Source organism: Streptomyces sp. NPDC104307 (assembly GCF_055584045.1).
In genome coordinates this window covers 250,954-269,115 of the sequence record NZ_JBVJMU010000007.1, presented here as the reverse complement: position 1 = coordinate 269,115, position 18,162 = coordinate 250,954, and the positions used below count along the sequence as shown (strand labels likewise).

At 73.9% G+C, this 18,162-nt stretch carries 9 protein-coding genes; all 9 read left to right on the top strand.

Features of this window, described 5'->3' with window-relative positions:
* Positions 1-49 precede the first annotated feature (49 nt).
* On the top strand, positions 50-901 hold the full coding sequence (locus ACZ601_RS20625) for a nucleotidyl cyclase domain-containing protein (RefSeq protein WP_469539908.1): 852 nt from the start codon (positions 50-52) through the stop codon (positions 899-901).
* Positions 902-906: 5 nt separating this feature from the next.
* The gene (locus tag ACZ601_RS20620) at positions 907-3,462 is read left to right on the top strand and encodes a hypothetical protein (RefSeq protein ID WP_469539906.1); all 2,556 of its coding nucleotides are present in this window, start codon (positions 907-909) and stop codon (positions 3,460-3,462) included.
* The gene (locus ACZ601_RS20615) at positions 3,455-4,501 is read left to right on the top strand and encodes a hypothetical protein (RefSeq protein ID WP_469539904.1); all 1,047 of its coding nucleotides are present in this window, start codon (positions 3,455-3,457) and stop codon (positions 4,499-4,501) included. The genes ACZ601_RS20620 and ACZ601_RS20615 overlap by 8 nt, the downstream gene beginning before the upstream one ends.
* The gene (locus tag ACZ601_RS20610; protein WP_440578062.1) at positions 4,501-5,052 is read left to right on the top strand and encodes a Pycsar system effector family protein; all 552 of its coding nucleotides are present in this window, start codon (positions 4,501-4,503) and stop codon (positions 5,050-5,052) included. The genes ACZ601_RS20615 and ACZ601_RS20610 overlap by 1 nt, the downstream gene beginning before the upstream one ends.
* A gap of 77 nt (positions 5,053-5,129) precedes the next feature.
* The gene (locus tag ACZ601_RS20605; RefSeq protein ID WP_469539902.1) at positions 5,130-7,412 is read left to right on the top strand and encodes a VWA domain-containing protein; all 2,283 of its coding nucleotides are present in this window, start codon (positions 5,130-5,132) and stop codon (positions 7,410-7,412) included.
* Between the two features lie 127 nt (positions 7,413-7,539).
* A complete protein-coding gene (locus tag ACZ601_RS20600; RefSeq protein WP_469539899.1) occupies positions 7,540-11,232 on the top strand; it encodes a tubulin-like doman-containing protein in 3,693 nt (1,230 codons plus the stop codon).
* Positions 11,229-13,826: a hypothetical protein gene (locus ACZ601_RS20595; RefSeq protein WP_469539896.1), complete on the top strand. Its 2,598-nt coding sequence runs from the start codon at positions 11,229-11,231 to the stop codon at positions 13,824-13,826. Before ACZ601_RS20600 ends, ACZ601_RS20595 begins: the two co-directional genes overlap by 4 nt.
* Entirely contained in the window at positions 13,823-15,937 is a 2,115-nt protein-coding gene (locus ACZ601_RS20590; RefSeq protein WP_469539894.1) for a serine/threonine-protein kinase, read from the top strand. Before ACZ601_RS20595 ends, ACZ601_RS20590 begins: the two co-directional genes overlap by 4 nt.
* Positions 15,934-18,057 (top strand): hypothetical protein, encoded by a 2,124-nt coding sequence (locus ACZ601_RS20585; RefSeq protein ID WP_469539890.1) that lies wholly within the window; start codon positions 15,934-15,936, stop codon positions 18,055-18,057. The genes ACZ601_RS20590 and ACZ601_RS20585 overlap by 4 nt, the downstream gene beginning before the upstream one ends.
* Positions 18,058-18,162: the final 105 nt, after the last annotated feature.

Genomic DNA, 18,162 nt, shown 5'->3' with positions numbered 1-18,162 from the left:
GCCCGAGGCTGATGGGGGACGGCACAGCGACCAGGAACAGGGGCACGAGGTGGACCACGACGTGACGGATGTCGCCGAAGCGCGCTACGAGCTGGTGATCAGCGTCGACGCCAGACGTTCCGGCGAGTACGACGACATCGAGAAGACCCGGATGCGTGCCCGGATCTACCGGGTCCTGGAGACGGCGTTCACCCACACCAAGGTCGCGCGGGACTCCCTGCACCTGGAGGACAGGGGCGACGGCGTGCTGGTCTCGGTGTCCGGACAGGTCCCGGTCTCCAGACTGCTCGGCCTGTGGATGGTGGAGGTCCACGAGAAGCTGCGGGACGAGAACCGCGCCCTGCGCGTACCCCTGGGGCTGCGGGTGGGCATGCACGTCGGGCCGGTCCGGCACGACGACCGGGGCATCGCCGGACGCGCCGTCGACCTCGCCTGCCGCCTCGCCGACTCCACCGTCGCCCGGCAGTTGCTGGACGCCGAGCGGGCCGATCTCGTGCTGGCCGTCTCCGGTTCGCTGTACGAGGACGTGGTCAGCGGCGGCGGCAAGTTCATCGAGCCCGCCCGCTACTCCGCCGCCCGGCTGGAGCTCAAGGAGGGCCCGGTCACCGCCTGGTTCCACCTTCCCGGACGGCCCGCCCCGGACATGCCCGTCGCCCCGGCCGCCCGCCCGGACGCGGGCGATACAGATATCAGCGACGTGAACGACGCGGACGACGTGAATGACGCGGACGACGCAGACCGCACCTTCGACCCCGGTGACGTCGATGACCCCAGTGACGTCGGTGAACTCGGCGCTCGCTACCACGTACAGGGCGACATGTCCCAGCACTCCGGCAACGTCTACCAGCAGCCCGTGCACATCGGCCGTACCACCGGCGACGCCGGCCGTCGGAAGGGCTGATCCCCGTGAGCGACGAGGAACAGGCGGACGGCCCCCCGGACAACGCGCCCCCAGAAGCCGTCGACAGGGACGGCGGCCGGGGCAAGGACAGGGAGAAGGAAAGAGAAAGGGGCGGGGACCGGGAGAAGCGCGGGGAGAAGGAGAAGGGCAAGGACGGCAAGCCCTCCCCCGAAGAGCCGAAGGACGACGGCAACAGCGATAGGGAGTCCGACGACGACGCGGACGAGAAGGAGTCGGAACGGGAGCGGGCCGCCGGGCGGTTCAGGGAGCACACCCGCAACCCCCTCGCGGAGGAGCAGGGCGAGGGTGGTGCCACCAGCCTCGCCGCCGCCTCGCGGACCCACGGCGACGCCCGGCAGATGTTCAGCAGTGGCCGGGACCTGCACAGCTTCGACCGTACGCACATCGGCCGCGCCCATATCGGTGACACCTACGTCCAGTTGGACCCGCGCCGTGCGGGCATGCGCAGCGGGCCCGTACCCGCGGAGGAGCTGCGCAGGCTCCGCCGGGCCCATGTGGCGCCCGACGGATACCGGCGGCTGCGCAACGCGCTCACCGCGCGGCGGCTGCTGGTCCTCGGCGCAGCGCCCGGCACCGGCCGTACCAGTACGGCGCTCTCACTGCTGGACGACGTCACCAACTCCGAGGTGACGGACGCGCATACGGGCTCGGACCCGGACACCGGGACCCCGTCCGAAGCCCGGGTGTGCCGGGTCGATCCGGACGGCGGGGTGCGGCACCTGGCCGACTCCCTGGGGGGCGAGGAGGCACGGCCCGGCACCGGGTACCTGCTGGAGCTCTCCCTCAACCGGCCCGGTGTGCTGCCGCCCGACGAGATCGACCTGGACCGGCTGGCCGCGGCCCTGGCCGGCTGCCGGTCCTTCGCGGTCGTCGTGGTGACGGTCGGCTCCGCCGCGAACCCGCTGCTGGCCGGCCGGTACGGGATGCTCTGCCCGCCCGCGCCCACCCAGGAACTCCTCACCACCCGGCTCCGGGAACGGCTCGATGACCGTGCGGACGCGGCTGCGGAAGGCTCCCCGTCCACCACGGAACTCCTGGCGCGCGCCGAGGAACTGGCGGAGCGCGAGGCGGTCCGCGACGCGGTCGGGCTGGAGGACCTGCGCCCTGCGGAGGCCGAGCTGTACGCCGCGCTGCTGGCGGGGCACGTGCTGGGGAGCGTCTCCTACGAGGAGTTGCTGGCCGGCTGCCGGAGCCTGGCCGCCGAGCAGGCCCAGGAGTGGTTCGCCGGGGTGGACCGGGCACTCGCCGCGCTGCCGGACGACGCGGAGGGCACCAACGGGCGGGCGGCGGCGCTGTTCCACCCGGTGGCGTTCCGTATCGCACTCGCCGTGCTGGGCGGCGCCTCGCACAGCGCCGTTGCCGCCGCGGCCCATCTGCTGACCTGGGAGCTGTCCGTCCAGAGCGACCCGGACAACACCCCGGCCAGGCCGCTGTTCTGCGACGACCCGGACTCCGATCTGGCGCTCTCCCGCGCCAGGCTGAAGACCGGCCGGGTGGAGGTGGCCGGTGCGGAGGTGACGGCCCGGCTGATCTGGTACCGGGGTTCCGCCCTGCCCGGCGCGGTGCTGACCGAGGTCTGGGACCGGCACTTCCCGGCCCGCGCACCGATCGTGCGCTGGCTGCGGCTGCTGGCGGACGACCCCCGGCCGCAGGTGTGGATGCGCGCGGCGGTCGCCGCCGGGGAGCTGTGCGTTCAGGACTTCGACCACGGCTACGCGGAGCTGGTCGGGCCGCTGGCCGAGGCGTCCACCGCGCGCCGCAGGTTCTTCGCGGCCACCATGATGGACCAGGCGGCCGGGCACGCCTCGCACCGCAAGGCGGTCCGCAAGCTCGTCGACGACTGGGGCCGGCACGGGACGGATTCGCTGCGCTGGTCCGCGGCGATGGCCCTCGGGTACGGCAACGCCGCGGCCACCACGGACGACACCCTGGACGCCCTGGCCCGCATCGGGGTCCGGGACGAGGGCGAGCAGATGGCGGTCGCCTCGCTCAACGTCGTACGGCTGCTGGCGCTCCCGGACGGGGCCCGGGTGCTGCGCCGGATGACCGACTGGACGCGCCACAAGCTGGTGACGTACCAGGACCTCGGACTGGTCACCGCCGTCCGGCTGATGGTCACCTCCGTCGACGAGGTGCTGTTCGACGCCGCCGGTTCCCCGCTCGGGGACCTCCGGGACCGGGGCGACCGGCCGCTGTCGCTCGCCCTCGCCGCCTCGCGCCCCGAACTGGTGCGCCCGATGGCCGACTTGATGTGGACCGCCCTGAACACCGCACGGTCGAGCGACGTGGCGATGGACGCCCTGGAGTCCTTGCTGCGCTCGGCCGTCCGCGAGAACGGCTCCGAACGGGCACGACCGGGACTGGCGGCACTGCTGCCCGTGCTGATGGCCGGGGAGCAGGACAGGCGGCGGCTGGACTGGCTGCTGCGCCGGATGATGAACGACCCCGAGAACCGGCTCCCAGACACGAAGGCGCGCGAACTGTGGTGGCTCGCCGCGCCGCCGCGGGACCGGACGGGCGAGGAGGAGCGGAATGGCTGACAAGAAGGACGGCCCGGCACCGGCGGGCCCGCTGCTGCGGGAGTACGCGCCCACCGGGGTGTTCCGGCAGACGAGTGCCCGCACGGCATCGGTGCTGTTCTACCGGAAGGGCGGCTACAGCGTGGCCACCGCCTCCGGGATCGAGCACTTCGACAAACGGCCGCTGGCCAGGGCGCACACCGTGTGCGAGATCGCGCTCGGCACGTACGAGACGACGCTGAAGATGGAGCTGCCCGCGAAGGGCGGTGCCTCGTTCTTCAAGGTCGAGATCGACATCCACTGGACCGTGACGGACCCGCACCTGGCCGCCACAGAGGTGGTCACCGATGTCGCCAAACGGCTCACCGCCCCGATCCTGGAGCGGCTGCGCGAGGTGTCGTCGGACTTCCCGGTGGCCGAGGCGGAGCAGGCCAACCGCGCCATCACCAGTCACTGTGCCGGTGGGCGCTGGGACGATCTCGGCTCCGATCTGGGCCTGCGCGTACGGCTGTACGTCAGGATGCGGATGGACGACCGGACGATCACGCACATGGACGACATCCGGGAGGCGCACGCCTCCGCAGAGGTGACCCGGGTGCACCAGGAGAAGTTCCGGGCCATGCTCCGGGGCGGCGAACTGGACCAGCTCAGCTACATGCTGGCCGCTGAGCCCGAGGCGGCCAAGGACTTCCTGGAGAAGATCCGCCAGGAGGGCCGGCAGGACGAGAAGGACCGGGTCGAGCGGCTCTTCGACATGGTCGACAGCGGCCAGATCCAGTCCAACGAGCTTGAGACGCAGGCACTCGCCCTCCTCAACCGGGGCCGCCGGCCCGTGCAGGGCCCCGTCGGCTCGCTGCCCGCCCACCGCCGTCCCCCGGCCCCGGAGCTGGAGCCGGGGGACGCGGAACCGTACTCCCCCGACTGGCTGACGGAGGAGGAGCCGCCCGCTCCGCGAAGGCGGCGGCCGGATCCGAGGGAGCCGGCGGGCCGGGCACCGGAGCCTCCTCGCCGCCGCAGCCGGGACGCCGACGACGGATGGTCCTGGGCGGAGGAGGACTGATGACCGCCGACGGCGGGGCACGGACCTCCCCCGATCCGGTCGTCACCGTGCAGGGCGGGGGGCCGCACGGCGACGACCGGACGGGGGAACGCATCGCCGAACGGCTGCTCGGCACGGTCCGGGAGGACCTCGGCCGGGCCGACTCCAAGGCGGCGGTGCTCCTCTCCGGGGCACTGGCGCTGCCGGCCTTCCTGATCGGACGTCACGGGGCGCCCGACTGGCGGGGGCCGGCGGACGCCGCGCTGGTCGCGGCCGGGGTGCTCTGGATCATCGCGGTGACCGCGCTGGTCCGGGCGCTCATGCCACGTACCGGCACGGTGCGCAGCGGGCGCGGGGTGACGTACTTCGGGGATCTGCTCGCCCCGTACGACCTGGTGCGGCTGTCCGCGGAGGTCGCGGAGGCCGGGCGCGATCCGGCCAGGTGGCTGCTCGTCCAGGCCGTCGACGTCAGCTCGATCCTGGCCGCGAAGTACCGGGCGATCCGCTGGGGCGTCGGCACGCTGGCGCCGGCGGCGGCCCTCGCCATGGGCTGGAGCCTGATCGCGCGCTGACCGGGCTCCAGCAGCGTGCGTGCCACCGCGCGACGCACATCACGCAGAACCGACAGAGACTGAATAAGGGGACGGCCGTGGGAAGAGTCAGGGCAGGACGGCGGACAGGAAGGGGCCGGCTGCGCCGGGGCGTGTGTTGCGCGCTGGGCGGCGCCGCCGTGCTCGCTTCCCTGTTGTCACCCGCCGGTCATGATCCGGTGCCGGCGGCCGCGTCCGAACCGGCCTCCGCGGCGGTCAACTACGCGGTCGGCGTGGACGAGTCCGCCAGTCTGGCGGCCGCGGACATGAAGGCGGAGAAGGCCGCCGCCTCGCGGATCGCGGTCGGTGACGTCTCGGCGTCCTCGAACGTCACCGTGTTCGGCTTCGCCGCCGCCGAGACCGGTGACCAGCGGGCGGTGGACCCGGTGTGCCCGCGTACCCAACTGGACGCGGCGGGGCGCGAGTCGATCGGCGCGTGCGTCGGCAGGCTGCGCAGCCGCAAGAAGAGCGAGGGCACCGGCACGGACTTCCCGAGCGCGATACGCCAGGGGGTGCACGATCTGAGCACCGGCACCGACCCGTCGGTCCCCCGCGTGCTGTTCCTCCTCACCGACGGCCGGATGGACGTCAGCGACAGCGAGAAGTACGGCGGCGAGGCGCACCGCGCGGCCGAGGGCGAGCGGCAGCTGACCGCGGCGCTCAAGGAGGCCGCCGCCCAGCAGGTCCAGGTCTGGCCGCTGGGCTTCGGCTCGGCCCCGGACAAGGCGCAGCTCGACCGGATCGCGGCGGGCGGCTACCAGAAGGGCTGTGTCGAGCTGCCCTCCGCGCGCCCGAAGGCCGGCAAGGTCTCCGGGGCGAAGGACGTCGGCCCGATGCTGGAGAAGATCTTCGCCGCGGCCCACTGCCTGCGCTACAGCCGGGGCCCCAGTGACCGGCCGCCCACCACACTGGAGATCGGTGTCTCGCCGCTGGCGACCGTGGGCAGCATCGTGGTCGACAAGGGCGATCCCGAGGTGACGGCGACCTACTTCGACCCGAGCGGCCACAAGGTGCCCACCTCGGGCACGTACCGCAAGTCGGGGTTCGAGCTGGCGGGGTCCGGCTCCACCGTGGAGGCGCTGAAGATCACCGACCCGGTGCCCGGCGTCTGGAAGGTGAAGGTCGAGGCACCCGAGGGGCACCGCTCGCTGCCCGTCGGCGTCAGCGTGCTCTGGCACGGCGAGCTGCGCGGGTCCATCGCGATGGACCCGCCGTCCCCGCAGGCCGGGCAGAAGACGAAGGTGGCCATCCGGCTCCAGACCCGCGAGGGCTACGAGATCAAGGACCCACGCGACTACGAGGGCCTCCAGGTGAAGAGCCAGCTGACCGGTGACGGTTTCGAGCCGGTGGCACTCACCCTCAACGACGACGGCACGGGAGCCGACCCAGAGAAGGGCGACGGCTCCTTCACCGGAACCGTGCAGGTCCCGAAGGAGGCCGACGGGGCGCTGAAGGTGACCGGCACGCTGACCGCCTCCGGGCTCACCGCCGACGTCCGCAGCGAGAGCGGCGAGGTCCCGCCGGGCGAGCCGGCCGTCGTCGCCGGGCTCACCATGCCCGCCGCCGACGTCCATCCGGGCGCCACCGTCGACGGCACCCTGTCGGTGCACAACACCAGCGACACCGCGCACACCCTGCGGCTGTCCGTCGCCGACATCGGCCGCGACATGCTCACGGTCGAACCGGCGCGGATCGTGCTGAAACCCGGCGAGACCGGAACCCGGAAGGTGAGCGTCGAGGTAGCCCCCGCAGACGTCTTCGGGGCCCGGCTCGGCGACGACGGGCTGTCGCTGGGCGGCACCCTGACGGTCGTCGACGAAACGGACTCGCGCCGCACGCTGGTGCAGTCCCCGCTGTCGGTGCGGGTGACGCCGGAGCCCGGCATCTGGGCCAGGTACTGGTGGGCGTTCATGGCGGGCGCCGTGCTGCTCGTACTCGTCGCCGTGGCGGTCGTCGCCTGGCGCGCGCAGCGCCGCCGCCGCCGGGACCCGTTCGGCCTGGTGCTCCAACTGGTCTCCGCGCAGGGCGACATCCTCAGCGAGCACCCGGCCGGGCACGGGCACAAGCAGTGGTACGAGTTCGCCGTGGTGGAACCCCACCGCAGCCCGCGCATCGAGCGCCGCACCCACGGCCAGTACGCCGTCCAGCGCAGCCCCGAGGGCGGAGCCGTACTGCGCAAGCGCGGCAGCGGGCGGACCAGGCTGCCCGTCCAGGGCCGGGTCGAGCTCACGGACACCCTGAGCCTGGCCCTCGGCACCCCGCCGGGAACCCCCGCCGCGGGCCCGTCCGCGCCGGCTGCCGCGGACGGGGGCGCGAACAGCTACGACGACACGTACCTGTGACGTGCGGGGGCGGGCCGGTGCGCCGGAAACCCGCCCCCGGCGCACGGGGCCCATGGACGTATCGAGGACGTACGGACGTACCGAGGACGAACCGGCTGTCACACCGGCCGGAAGCGGGGAGGAAAACATGAAGATCTTCCAGCCGATGCTCTTCGTCGGACTGGGCGGCACCGGTGGTCTGGTCGGCGCGGAACTGGAGCGCAAGCTGCGCGCCGAACTGTGCGGTCCGGACGGTGTCGCGCTCAGCCACCTGGGCGGCCACGCCCCCTACCAGCTGCCGGACTGCCTGCAGTTCGTGTACGCGGACTACAGCGAGTCCGACCTGCAACGGCTGCCGCAGTTCAACGTGGACCCGTCGTTGCGGGCCGCGTACGCCCGCACCTCCCGGGCCACCCACAACCTGCTGCCCAACTTCGACAGTTCGCCCGAAGTCACCAAGATGCTGCGGGCCAGCCTGCGCGACGAGGTCTCCGACTGGCTGCCGCCGCGCACCGACGAACCGAAGGTCACCCCGCTGCACAACGGTGCGGGCCAGCTGCCCACCGTCGGCCGGGCCGCGCTCTTCGCGACGCTCCGGCACAGCCTGGCCCCGGTACTGGAACCGCTGCTCCAGGCGATCGACGCGATCGCCAGGTCCGCCGGTGAGCTGGCCGAACTCGGCGGCGGCAAGGCCACCGGCTGCGATGTGTTCGTCGCCTTCTCGGTGGCCGGCGGCACCGGCGCCGGGATCTTCCTGGACTACCTGCACCTGATCAACTACGCGTTCCAGCTGCGCCGTTTCGACGGGGTGAAGATCTACCCGCTGGTCGTGATGCCGTCCTCCTTCTCCGCGTCCGGCGGTGGCGGCCGGGAGGCGGAACTCAACGCGGCCCGCGCCCTGGTCGACCTGTTCCGGCTGGTGGACGGGCAGAACGCGCCGACGGAGGGCGAGGAGATCGGCGACCTGGACCACAGCCCCGGGATCGGCGTCCGCTACCCCGGCATGACGCCGATCCGGCTGCGGACCGGCATCCTGCCCACCGCGTTCCTGTTCAGCCCGACCGCGGGCATCCGCCAGGACGACCTGCGCCGCTCCATCGTCTCCCTGGTGATGTCGCTGGTCGGCACCGAGCTGGGCGACGGGCGCACCCGGGGCCGGGCGACGGCGGCGGACGACGACTTCCAGACGTTCGCCGCGAGCTTCATCAACAAAGGGGTGCAGCGCGGCGCCGTGTCCCCGACCGGGATCGGCAGACAGGGCGTCTCCACCAGCCTGGTGGCCTCCATGACCGCGCCGATGGACCAGCTGGCCGATCTGGTGGCCGGCCGGCTGCTCCGCAAGGCGGTCACGGACCTGGTCGAACGGCCGCGCGCCACGCTGCGGGAGAGCGCGGTGCCGCTGATCCGGCAGCTGTTCACCGACGCCCAGCTCGAAGAGCTGTGGGAACGCAAGCAGCTGGACGTGCCGGAGCCCGACCCGCTGCCGCGCGGCAGCAAGGCCATCGAGCAGGCGCTGGCGGAGCGCAGCGCGGACATGCAGCGGCTGCTGTCCGACCTCCAGTTCAAGGCCGACCGGCAGGCCGCCTCGATGGCCGACCGGTTCTCGCCGCGCCCCGCCATCGACAAACTCCTCCAGACCGTGGACCCGTTCCTGGCCGAACGCGTCGTACGGGGCGTCCCCGGCGCCGACGAGCGGATCGCCCGGCTCGGCTTCCTCGGCATGCTCAACAGCCGGGCCGGCTCACCCCCGCGCCCGCAGGGGGTGACCGAGCAGCCGCCCAAGAACCCCCGGATCAAGGGCCGGCTGGCGGGGATGTCCCCGGCGCGCTGGGGCGACGACGACGTGCAGGACGCGCTCCGGGCGCAGGACCGGTGGTACCAGTGGCGCAGCCGCACCGTCTGGCACGAGGCCTGGCGCGAGCAGCAGCAGCGCTGGCAGTCCCACGCGGACACCGCGGGCACCGATCTGGGCCGCCTGGTGAACGCCTTCCGCAAACACTCCGACCAGGAGCGCAAGGAGTCGGAGCGCAAGGGCCACGAACTGTACGAGGACCGCACCGGCGTCTCGTACCTGCTGCCGCCCCAGCGCACCCTCAACCACTTCTACGAGGACCTGGTCACCCGGCTGATCCGCCGGGAGGGGCTGCGGGAGCACGACGACGAGGCCGCGCTGCTGCTCAAGATGATCGACGGGGACACCTGGCGCCAGGTGCACACACTCAGCCGGCGCAGCCCGGACCGCGCCGTCGCCGTCGTCAAGGCACAGTTGGAGGGCCGGATCACCCGGCTGTTCGCGGAGAGCGGCGAACAGCTGGAGGAGCGGCCGCTGCTGCCCTCGATGGGCACCCTGCTGGCCGCCGCGGCGGGTGACGCGGACGCCACGGACCAGGTCAGCAAGGAGGCCCTCGACCTGTTCGGCCGGAAACTCACCGGACTGCTGCCGGTGGGCTTCACTCCGGAGGGCACCGGACCGCTGCGGGCCCTGGTCACCCACCCCCGGGTGCAGGCCGTGGACGAGGTGAAGGAGTACCTCGGCAAGACGCTGCGGCTGCCCTCCGACGCGAAGAACTCGGTGGACTACCGGGGCGTGGAGAGCGACTCCATCACGGTGGTCCTGTTCCGCAGCGAGATGAGCCTCACCCAGGTGCCGGAGGCCCGCAAGGTGCTGCGTCAGTGGGCCAGGGCGAAGGAGTCCGAGCAGGCCCAGGACGTGCTGCGCTGGCGCCAGCGGCTCGGTTACCGCGACAGCTGGATGGTGAGCGGCGAGGAGGACCGCCGCACGATCCTGCACCGGTTGCTGTGCTGCATGTGGAACGGCCAGGTGGACGTCGTGGACGGTGACCCCGCGTCGCCGGACCGGGTGCGGCTGCGGCTGTTCCCGGAGACGGGCCCGAGCGTGCCCGGGGTCCGGCTGCGGCTCGGTGACTTCCCCGGCGGGGTGTCGAGCTGGGCGGAGCTGCTGCGGGCGTACGAGCGCTGGACCGTTCTCGACGACGAGCGGACCGTCGAGGACTACTGCCAGGGGCTGATGAGCGCCCAGCCGCTGGGCCTGGCCAGGACCGGCAGCGATCCGCATCCGCTCTTCGTCGAGCTGGTCGAGAAGATCGCCCCGCACCAGCTGGAGCTGCTGGCCGAGCGCAGGGAGCGGGGCGGCGAACGGGTCGAGGGCTGGGTCCGGCCGCTGTGGGAGTTCTGGGCGGAGACGCTGCCGGCCGCGCTGGACGCCGAGTTCGGGGACCAGCGCGCGGTGCAGCCGACCCTGCGCACCCTGCTGGAGCACGTGCGCGGCGGTACGCCGAAGCCACGGGCCCACAAGGAGTTCCCGGAGCCCCGGCGCCCGGTGGCCGATGACGACGACTGGGGCACCGCACCGGGTGCCTCCAGCGGCTACGCGGCCTCCCTGAGCGGTGGCGGCGGCGCTAGCGGCGGTGGCGGTGACAGCGCGGCGTACCGGGACCGCGAGCCGTACCCCGAGCCCGAACGCGCCCCCCGGCGCGAACCCGAGCCGTACCCGGAACGCGCCTCCCGGCGCGAGCCCGAGCCGTACCCCGAGCCCGAGCCCTCCGCACGGCCGGACCGCGAGCCCTACCGGGACCGCAGCCGAGAGCCGTACCGGGACCGGGACCGGGACCGGGACCGCGAGCCGTACGACCCGCTGGCGGAGGACCCGGACGACGATGTGGCCGGCGGCGGCTCCTGGCGCACCCCGCCGCAGGACCGTACCGACAGGCCGGCGCCCTGGGACAAGGACAGGGACTCCCGCGGCCGGAGCACGCACCGGGACCACGACGACGACGGTGACCGCTACCGGCGCGGGTTCCTGGACGGTGATGCGGAGTGATCACGCACGAGGACGTCGCCACCGTCATCCACCTGGACCTGCGCAGCGGCGCCGCCGCGCTCGACGCCGCCGCTCCGCTGCGGGCCAAGGTCGCCCGGCAGCTGGGCCTCGCCGGGCTGCCGGAGCCGGATTACCCGCTGTTCCTGGTGGTCGACACCCCGGCCGGACTGACCGACCACCAGCGCCAGTACGAGCTGCTCACCACCTACCGCGCCGTGGGCGAGGTCAGGATGCTCGTCCTGCTGGTGGGCAGTGCGCCCGGTTCGTACGCCGGTGAGGACGAGGCGTTCCAGCCGGACCGGCGGCTGGAACGGCCGTCGATACTGCGGTCCTCCGGGATCGCCCTGCTGTGGGCGGGCGATCTGCGCTCCGCCCGCACCGCGCTGGAACAGCCCGCGCCCGACGAACCGGACGCCCTGGCCGTCCTGGTGGACCTGCTGTCGGTCCCTGACGTCTTCCTGCGGGTCCTCGAAGACCTCGGCTCGCTGCCGGAGGCCGTCGGAACGCCCGGGGTGCGGCTGCTGGAGCAGGACCTGCCCCCGGACGTACGGGACCGGGCCTGGCGCGACGCGCTGCGGCGGTTCGCGGGCGAGGACCCAGAGCCGGGGGCGGAGCTGCCGGTGGCCGCGTGGTCCGGCGCCGATCTCCCGGAGCCGCTGCGGGGGCTCGCCACCGGCAGGACGGGCCGCGACCAGCGGCACCGGGAGCCGGGCGGGATGGCGGACAGCGCGTACGGCTCGTGCGCGCTGGCCCTGGACCAGGCCCGGTCCACCCTGTCCGAACTGCGCTCCCTGACCGGGCTGTTGCGGGCCTCGCACCGGGAGGCGTTCGAGGCGGATCTCGACCAGGCCCGCGAGGCGCTCGGCCAGTACCGGGAGCTCGTCACCAACGCCCTGCACAGCGACGGCGGCTCCGGCACGGCGCGCTCGGCCGCGGAGGCGGCGGCCCGGCTCTCGGCCCTCGGGCTGCGGGTGCCGTCGGCAGAGGGGGTGGGCGAGCGGATCGGTGAGGGGCTGCGGGAGTTCGCGGGCAAGCTGATGGGCCAGAAGCTGGCGCTGCGCGCGGTGGCCCAGCGCTTCACCGGGCTGGCCGGGCAGGTAGAGCCGGTCCCCGGCTCCGCGCTGCTGCCGAAGCTGGCCGATCACTCCGCAGCGGCCGTGGCCCGGCGGTCCGGGACGCGTGGCGGACCGTTGCCCGATTTCGTCACCGGTCCGGCGGCGACCGCCCTGGCGGCCGTGGCGGGGGCCCTCGGCGCGCTGTGGCAGTGGCCCCTCGCGCTGCTCGCGGTCATCGTCCCGGTGGTGTTCTTCGGCATGGCCGGGCTCGGCGCGTCCCGGCTCCGCGACGAGCCGGCGGCCCACCGCGCGGCCGGGCCCCGGGTCGGGGCGCTCTGCGGCGCCGCGGCCGGGCTGGTCATCGCGTACGCGACCGATCCGCCGCTCTGGCTGAGCACCGCCGGGTTGCTGGTGGGGGCCGTCCTCGCGGTGGAGACGGCCCGCAGACTCTGGGACGCGGCGGCCGCCTACTGGGCCGCGGGCCGGGGGGCGGCGGCGCTGCGCCGGGCCCTGGACGGGCTCGACGGGCTGCTGGCCGAGGTGGTCCGTGAGCACTGGGCGGCGGAGGAGCGGCTGTACTGCGCGGACGCGGCACGGTCCGTCGCCGGGATGCTGCGGGCGACGGCGGCCGCCGCGGACGCCGAGGCGGTCCCCGCGCCGGATCGGGCCCCGGCGCACGCGGGACCGGCGCCCGGCCCGCCGGCCGCTGCCGACTGGCTGGACAGCTCATCGGCCCTGGAGGGCGACGCGTTCACGGCTTCCGACTACGAGGACGCCGGGGACGGCGACTGGGCGAACGCGTACTCCTGGCAGGAGGAGCGGGCGTGGGACGAGCCGTCCTGGGAAGAGCCGGCGGGCGGGCCGAACGCCGCCATGCCCGCGGACCCGTGGGAGGACCGCACGGCCGCGACCCCGCGCTGGCTGGACCGCGAGACCGGGGAGGGCGGCTCCGAGCTGGTCACCACCCTGGCCGACGACCTCAACGACGCCGCGATGGTCGCGATGAACCAGTACTGGGGCGCCGTGGAACGCGGCCAGGCCGGCACCCGCGCCGTCCGCAACACCGAGGAGCGGGTGCGCGAGCTGCTCTCCTCTGCCCGCCACCACCTCCAGCGCAACGGGGTGCTGGCGCCGCCCCCGTTCGCCGCCGGCCACCGCACCCGCACCAGCTCCGCGAACCTGCTGGGCACCGACCCGCACGGGCTCGCCGAACTGGTCGGCGCGGAGACGGACCGGCGGGCCGTGGTGCAGCTGTCCTCACCCGAGCAGGGCACGCTGCTCAGCCGCGACCCCGAGGCGGCGGTATGGATCCGCTTCGCACCGCAGGCCGTCCGCGGCGAGGTCGAGACGGCCTGGCGGGCCATCGGCTCGCCGCATCCGCAGGACGTGCTGTGGACCTCGTCGGGCCGCTACGCCGGTCTCATCCGGCTCACCCCGCTGCGCATGGGCGTGGTGGAGAACGTCCGGCCCTACCAGAGCCCCCACAACCCCGCGGGCGACTGGCTGGAGTACGAAGAGAAGGACGGCGACCCCCGGTGACCAGCACCTCTCACTCACACCTGGCGGATCCGGAGAGCCCGCGGCGGACCACGCTCTCGTTCAACACGCCTGAGGGCGGGCGCCGCACCACGCCCGCCCGCCTCGTCGTGCGCGAGTCCCGCCGCGATCCGCAGCTGCCCCAGCGGATCCGCAGCGGCATCCTCGACGACAGGGGCCAGAGCTGCGTCCAGGTGTGGCTGACCACCGCCGACGCCAGGAACCCGGCGGCGCGCGCCCTGCTGGACAGGGAGACGGGCACCGCCCTGCGTCTGTACCGGGTCCTCCGCGACTTCCGCGAACCGCCGGCCACGTCGCTCTTCCCGAGGATCATCGGCCACGAGCTGGACACGCCGGAGCCGTACCTGCTGTACGAGCCGCCGCGCGGACTGCCCGCCGCCCGCACGCACGTGATGTCCGCGACCGATCTGCGGCCCCTCGCCCGTGGCCTGATGCGGGCCATGACGCTGCTGGACGGCCAGGGCCTGGTGCCCCTCGGTATCTCGCCGGGCACCGTGCTGTGGGACGGCACCTCGCTCCAGCTCTGGGGGCTGGAGGCGGTGGTCCGCACCGGACAGCCGAGGATCCGGTGGGGCCGGACGCCCTACTGCTCGCCCGAACAACGCCGGGCGGAGGGGCTGACCGACCCCCGCGACGGGGTGTGGAGCGCCGCCCAGGTGCTCTACCAGCTGGTCACCGGCCGGCCGGGCCCCGCGGACCGGGCCCCCGTCGATCTCGCCTCGCACCGGGTGCTGGCCGAGACGCTGCGGGGCGCCTTCGCCCCGCTCGCCCGGGACCGGCCGGCCCCCGCCGCACTGCTCGACCTGCTGGAACCCGGCGCCTCCGGTCGCCTCGCACTCGACGCACCCGCCGACGAATCGCGCCGGCACCGGGAGGCGTTCGAGCAGACGCTGCGCCTCAAGCGACAGGCGCCCGCCGCCGAACCGGACGACGAGCGGGACGGGGCGGGGGCCGGCGAGGTGGTATGCCCGTACTGCCTGGAGAACATCCAGCTCGACCTCGGCTCGCTGTTCGTCACCGACAGCAGGATGCAGTACCAGCCGCTCAACCCCTCGGGCATCGCCAACCCGCTGCGGCGCCAGGACATCATGCGCGGCGCCGTGCAGAAGTGCACGGCCGATCCGGAGTTCCCCGAGCACTTCATTCCGGTGCCCTATCTGACGTACGGGAAGCCGCTGACCATCGCGATGGTCGGCCAGTCCTCCACCGGCAAGAGCCATCTGCTGACCCAGATGATCGCGGCGATCACCGACGGCGGCCTGGAGCCGTTCGGCCTGCAGTGGCAGTCCGTCAACCCGGCGCAGCACGCGCGCTTCGTACGGGAACGGGTCCAGCCGCTGCGCGACGGCCAGGTCCTCGACCACACCAGCGGCGTCGGCCTGGACGGCTTCGCGCGCTTCGTGGAGTCCCTGCTGATCACCGACGCGCAGGGGCAGGTGCGGCCAGTCGCCTTCTTCGACCTGGGCGGCGAGGACCTCGTACGGACCGACTCCGCGCTCCGCTTCCTGCTCGGGGTCGACGCCATGGTCTTCGTCGTCGACCCGGCGCTCGCCCTCCCACTGCCCCAACTGGACCATGCCAGAAAGCACTTGGGCCTTGAGGTGAACCGGGACGGCGATCTCGCCTTCGCCACCGTCCTGGACCGGCTGCCGAAGACCGGCCCGTACCTGGATGTGGCGGCCACGATGGTGCTCGGCAAGGCCGACCTGCTGCGCTTCCAGCCCCCCGTCGACCGCTGGCTGGGCGAGGCAGCGCCCACCGCGCTCGACCCCGCGCTGACCCGCGAGGAGAGCGCCGACGTCTACGCGTTGCTGCGCCGGCTCGCCGGGCAGGCGTGGCTGCGCCCGTTCGACACGATCCGCCGGTGCACCCTGCACGTCTCCTCCGCCACCGGCGGCCAGGAGGCCGAGGGCCGCTACCCGGCCGGCTCCGGTCCGCGCCGGGTGCTGGAACCGCTGCTGTCGCTGCTCGCGATGCACGGACTGATCGAAGTACCGGGCGGCGCAGAGGCGTTCGCGGTGGGAAAGGCGCCCGCGCTGGAAGCGGTACCGCTGTCGGAAGCGAGTGACTCCCCGAGAGAGGAAACGATGTGAGCGACTTCCACGACCGGAGGCCCGCTCACCGGGACCCGGCCGGACCGCGCGGCCAGGGCGGGCAGCGGCCCCGGCGGCGCGGCGAAGACCCGGGCCCGGTGCACCAGGCGGTCTTCCGCTGGGAGGGCAACCAGGGCCGCCAGGGCACCGGGATGAAGGCCGTCGCCTACTCCTGCCCGGCCGAACTCGCCGACGAACTGGGCCGGGAACTGGGCCCGTTGCTGTGGGTGTCCGGCACGGCGGCCCCGTACCCGAGCGTCGTGCGCACCCGGACGGCCGACGGCCGGATCATGCTCGTCCGCCGCTGGCCCACCACGGACCGGGGCGGCCGGCCCAGCACGGTCAGCCATGCCCTGATCGGTGACGCGCGGACCCTGGGGGCGCAGAACTGCCTCGGGCTCGCGCACGGCGGCTGGGGCAGCACCCGGGAGTCCGCGGAACAGGCCTCCGGAAAGCGCAACCCGGTGCCGCTCGCCAAGCTCGAACCGCTGGTGGCGCAACGGCTGCCCGGTATGACGAACCAGCTGGCGAGCGTACGGCACACACTGACCCTGGTCGCCGCGGAGTGGCTGCGCGATCCGGAGCAGCGGGTGTCGCTCCTGACGGACGAGACGGACCCGGGCGGCGGGCTCGCCCCGGACGATGTGCCGCTGGTGTACCTGGGGCTGTACCGGCTGTTCGGCTCCTGGCCGGGCCGGGACTGGACGTTCGCCACCTACGACACGTCCGACACCCATCAGCTGCGCCTGATGTGCGTGTCGCGCTGGGAGCCGGACGCGGGCGGCTCCGGCCCGCTGGCCCGGATCACCGGGCGGATGGCGGGCGAGGCGACGTTCGAACACGCGGCGGCCGCCCGGCTGGTGGACCACCTCCTCGCCCACCCGGCCGCCGCCCCGGGGGTCCCGCAACTGGCCGAACTGCCCAGGGACGGCACGGCTCCGGGCCGGCAGCGGCGGCGCGCCCTGCTGGAGGAGATCCTTTTCCCCGAGCACCGACGCGGCACCCGCCCCGCCACTCCCCGCGAGCGCGACCGGGACACGACGGGCACCCCGGGGAAACCGGACGCCTTCCCGGAGCCCTCCCGCATCCCGGAGCCCTCCCGTAACCCGGAGCCCTCCCGTATCCACGAGCCCTCCCACACCCCGGACCCGGAACGCCCGGCCCGCGCCCCGGAACCGGACCCGGAACGCCCGGCCCGCGCCCCGGAACCGGACTACGCCGCAGAAGGACTGCCCCGCGCCCCCGCGGCGGACTACGACTCACCGCCACCGCCCGAACACCCGGCATCCGGATGGGCGGACCGCGCCGCGACCACGCCTCCGCCCCGCGCCGAGCCGCCCGGATCCGGGTACCCGCGCCTCCCGGGCGGCTACACGCCCGCAGCGGCCGCCCGCGAAACGCCGCTCCGCGAGGCTCTCCGCAGCCTCCGGCGCGGCGACGCCGCCGGACGCGGTGCGCTCGCGGAACGCCTGCGCGCCCTCTCCGACGAGCAGCTGCTGGCCGAACTGCGCGCGGAGGGGCTGCCGCAGGCACCGTTGGAGCTGCTGCTGAACGAGCTGGGGAACGTCGGCCGGACTTCGACACGTCCGGAGTCGATGCGCCACGAACTGTGCGCGGAAGTGCTCAGCAACGGCCTGTACTTCAAGCGGGACAGGCTGGGCGCGGAGTCCGTCCCGCGGTCGGCCCTGACCGAGCAGTCGGCCGCGCTGTTCACCTGGGCCGTCGCTCCGCTGGCCCGGGACGGACGCTATCTGCGCGATCTCCAGGAGCTGCTGCACCGCATGAGCCGGGACCGCCACACCAGCGCGGCCAGCTGGCTCCGGCAGACCATCACCGACCCGCCCGGCGGCCGCGCACCCGATCTGCCGCCCGTCCTGTGGCAACAGCTCCTGCGGGACACGGCCACCCACACCTCGCAGCCGTACCAGGCCCCCAGAACCCAGCAACCACCCCCGCCCCCGCTCACCCCCGCCCCCGTACCGCTCTCCCCGTCGCCCCCGCAGCAGCCCCCGGGCTGGTGGACCCGGATCACCGAACGGACGACCCAGGCCGGCTGCGTGGTCGGGTCCACCCTCGGACTGCTCGCCGTGCTGATCGCGGCCGTGGTCATCTTCGTGTGACGACGCCCGGGGGGGGCCGGGACGGGACGGCGGGCCTCGGATGGGCTGTTCCGGGAGCCTTCCGGGTTTCCGCGAGAAATCTCCGGCGCGGTGTCGAGGACCGTC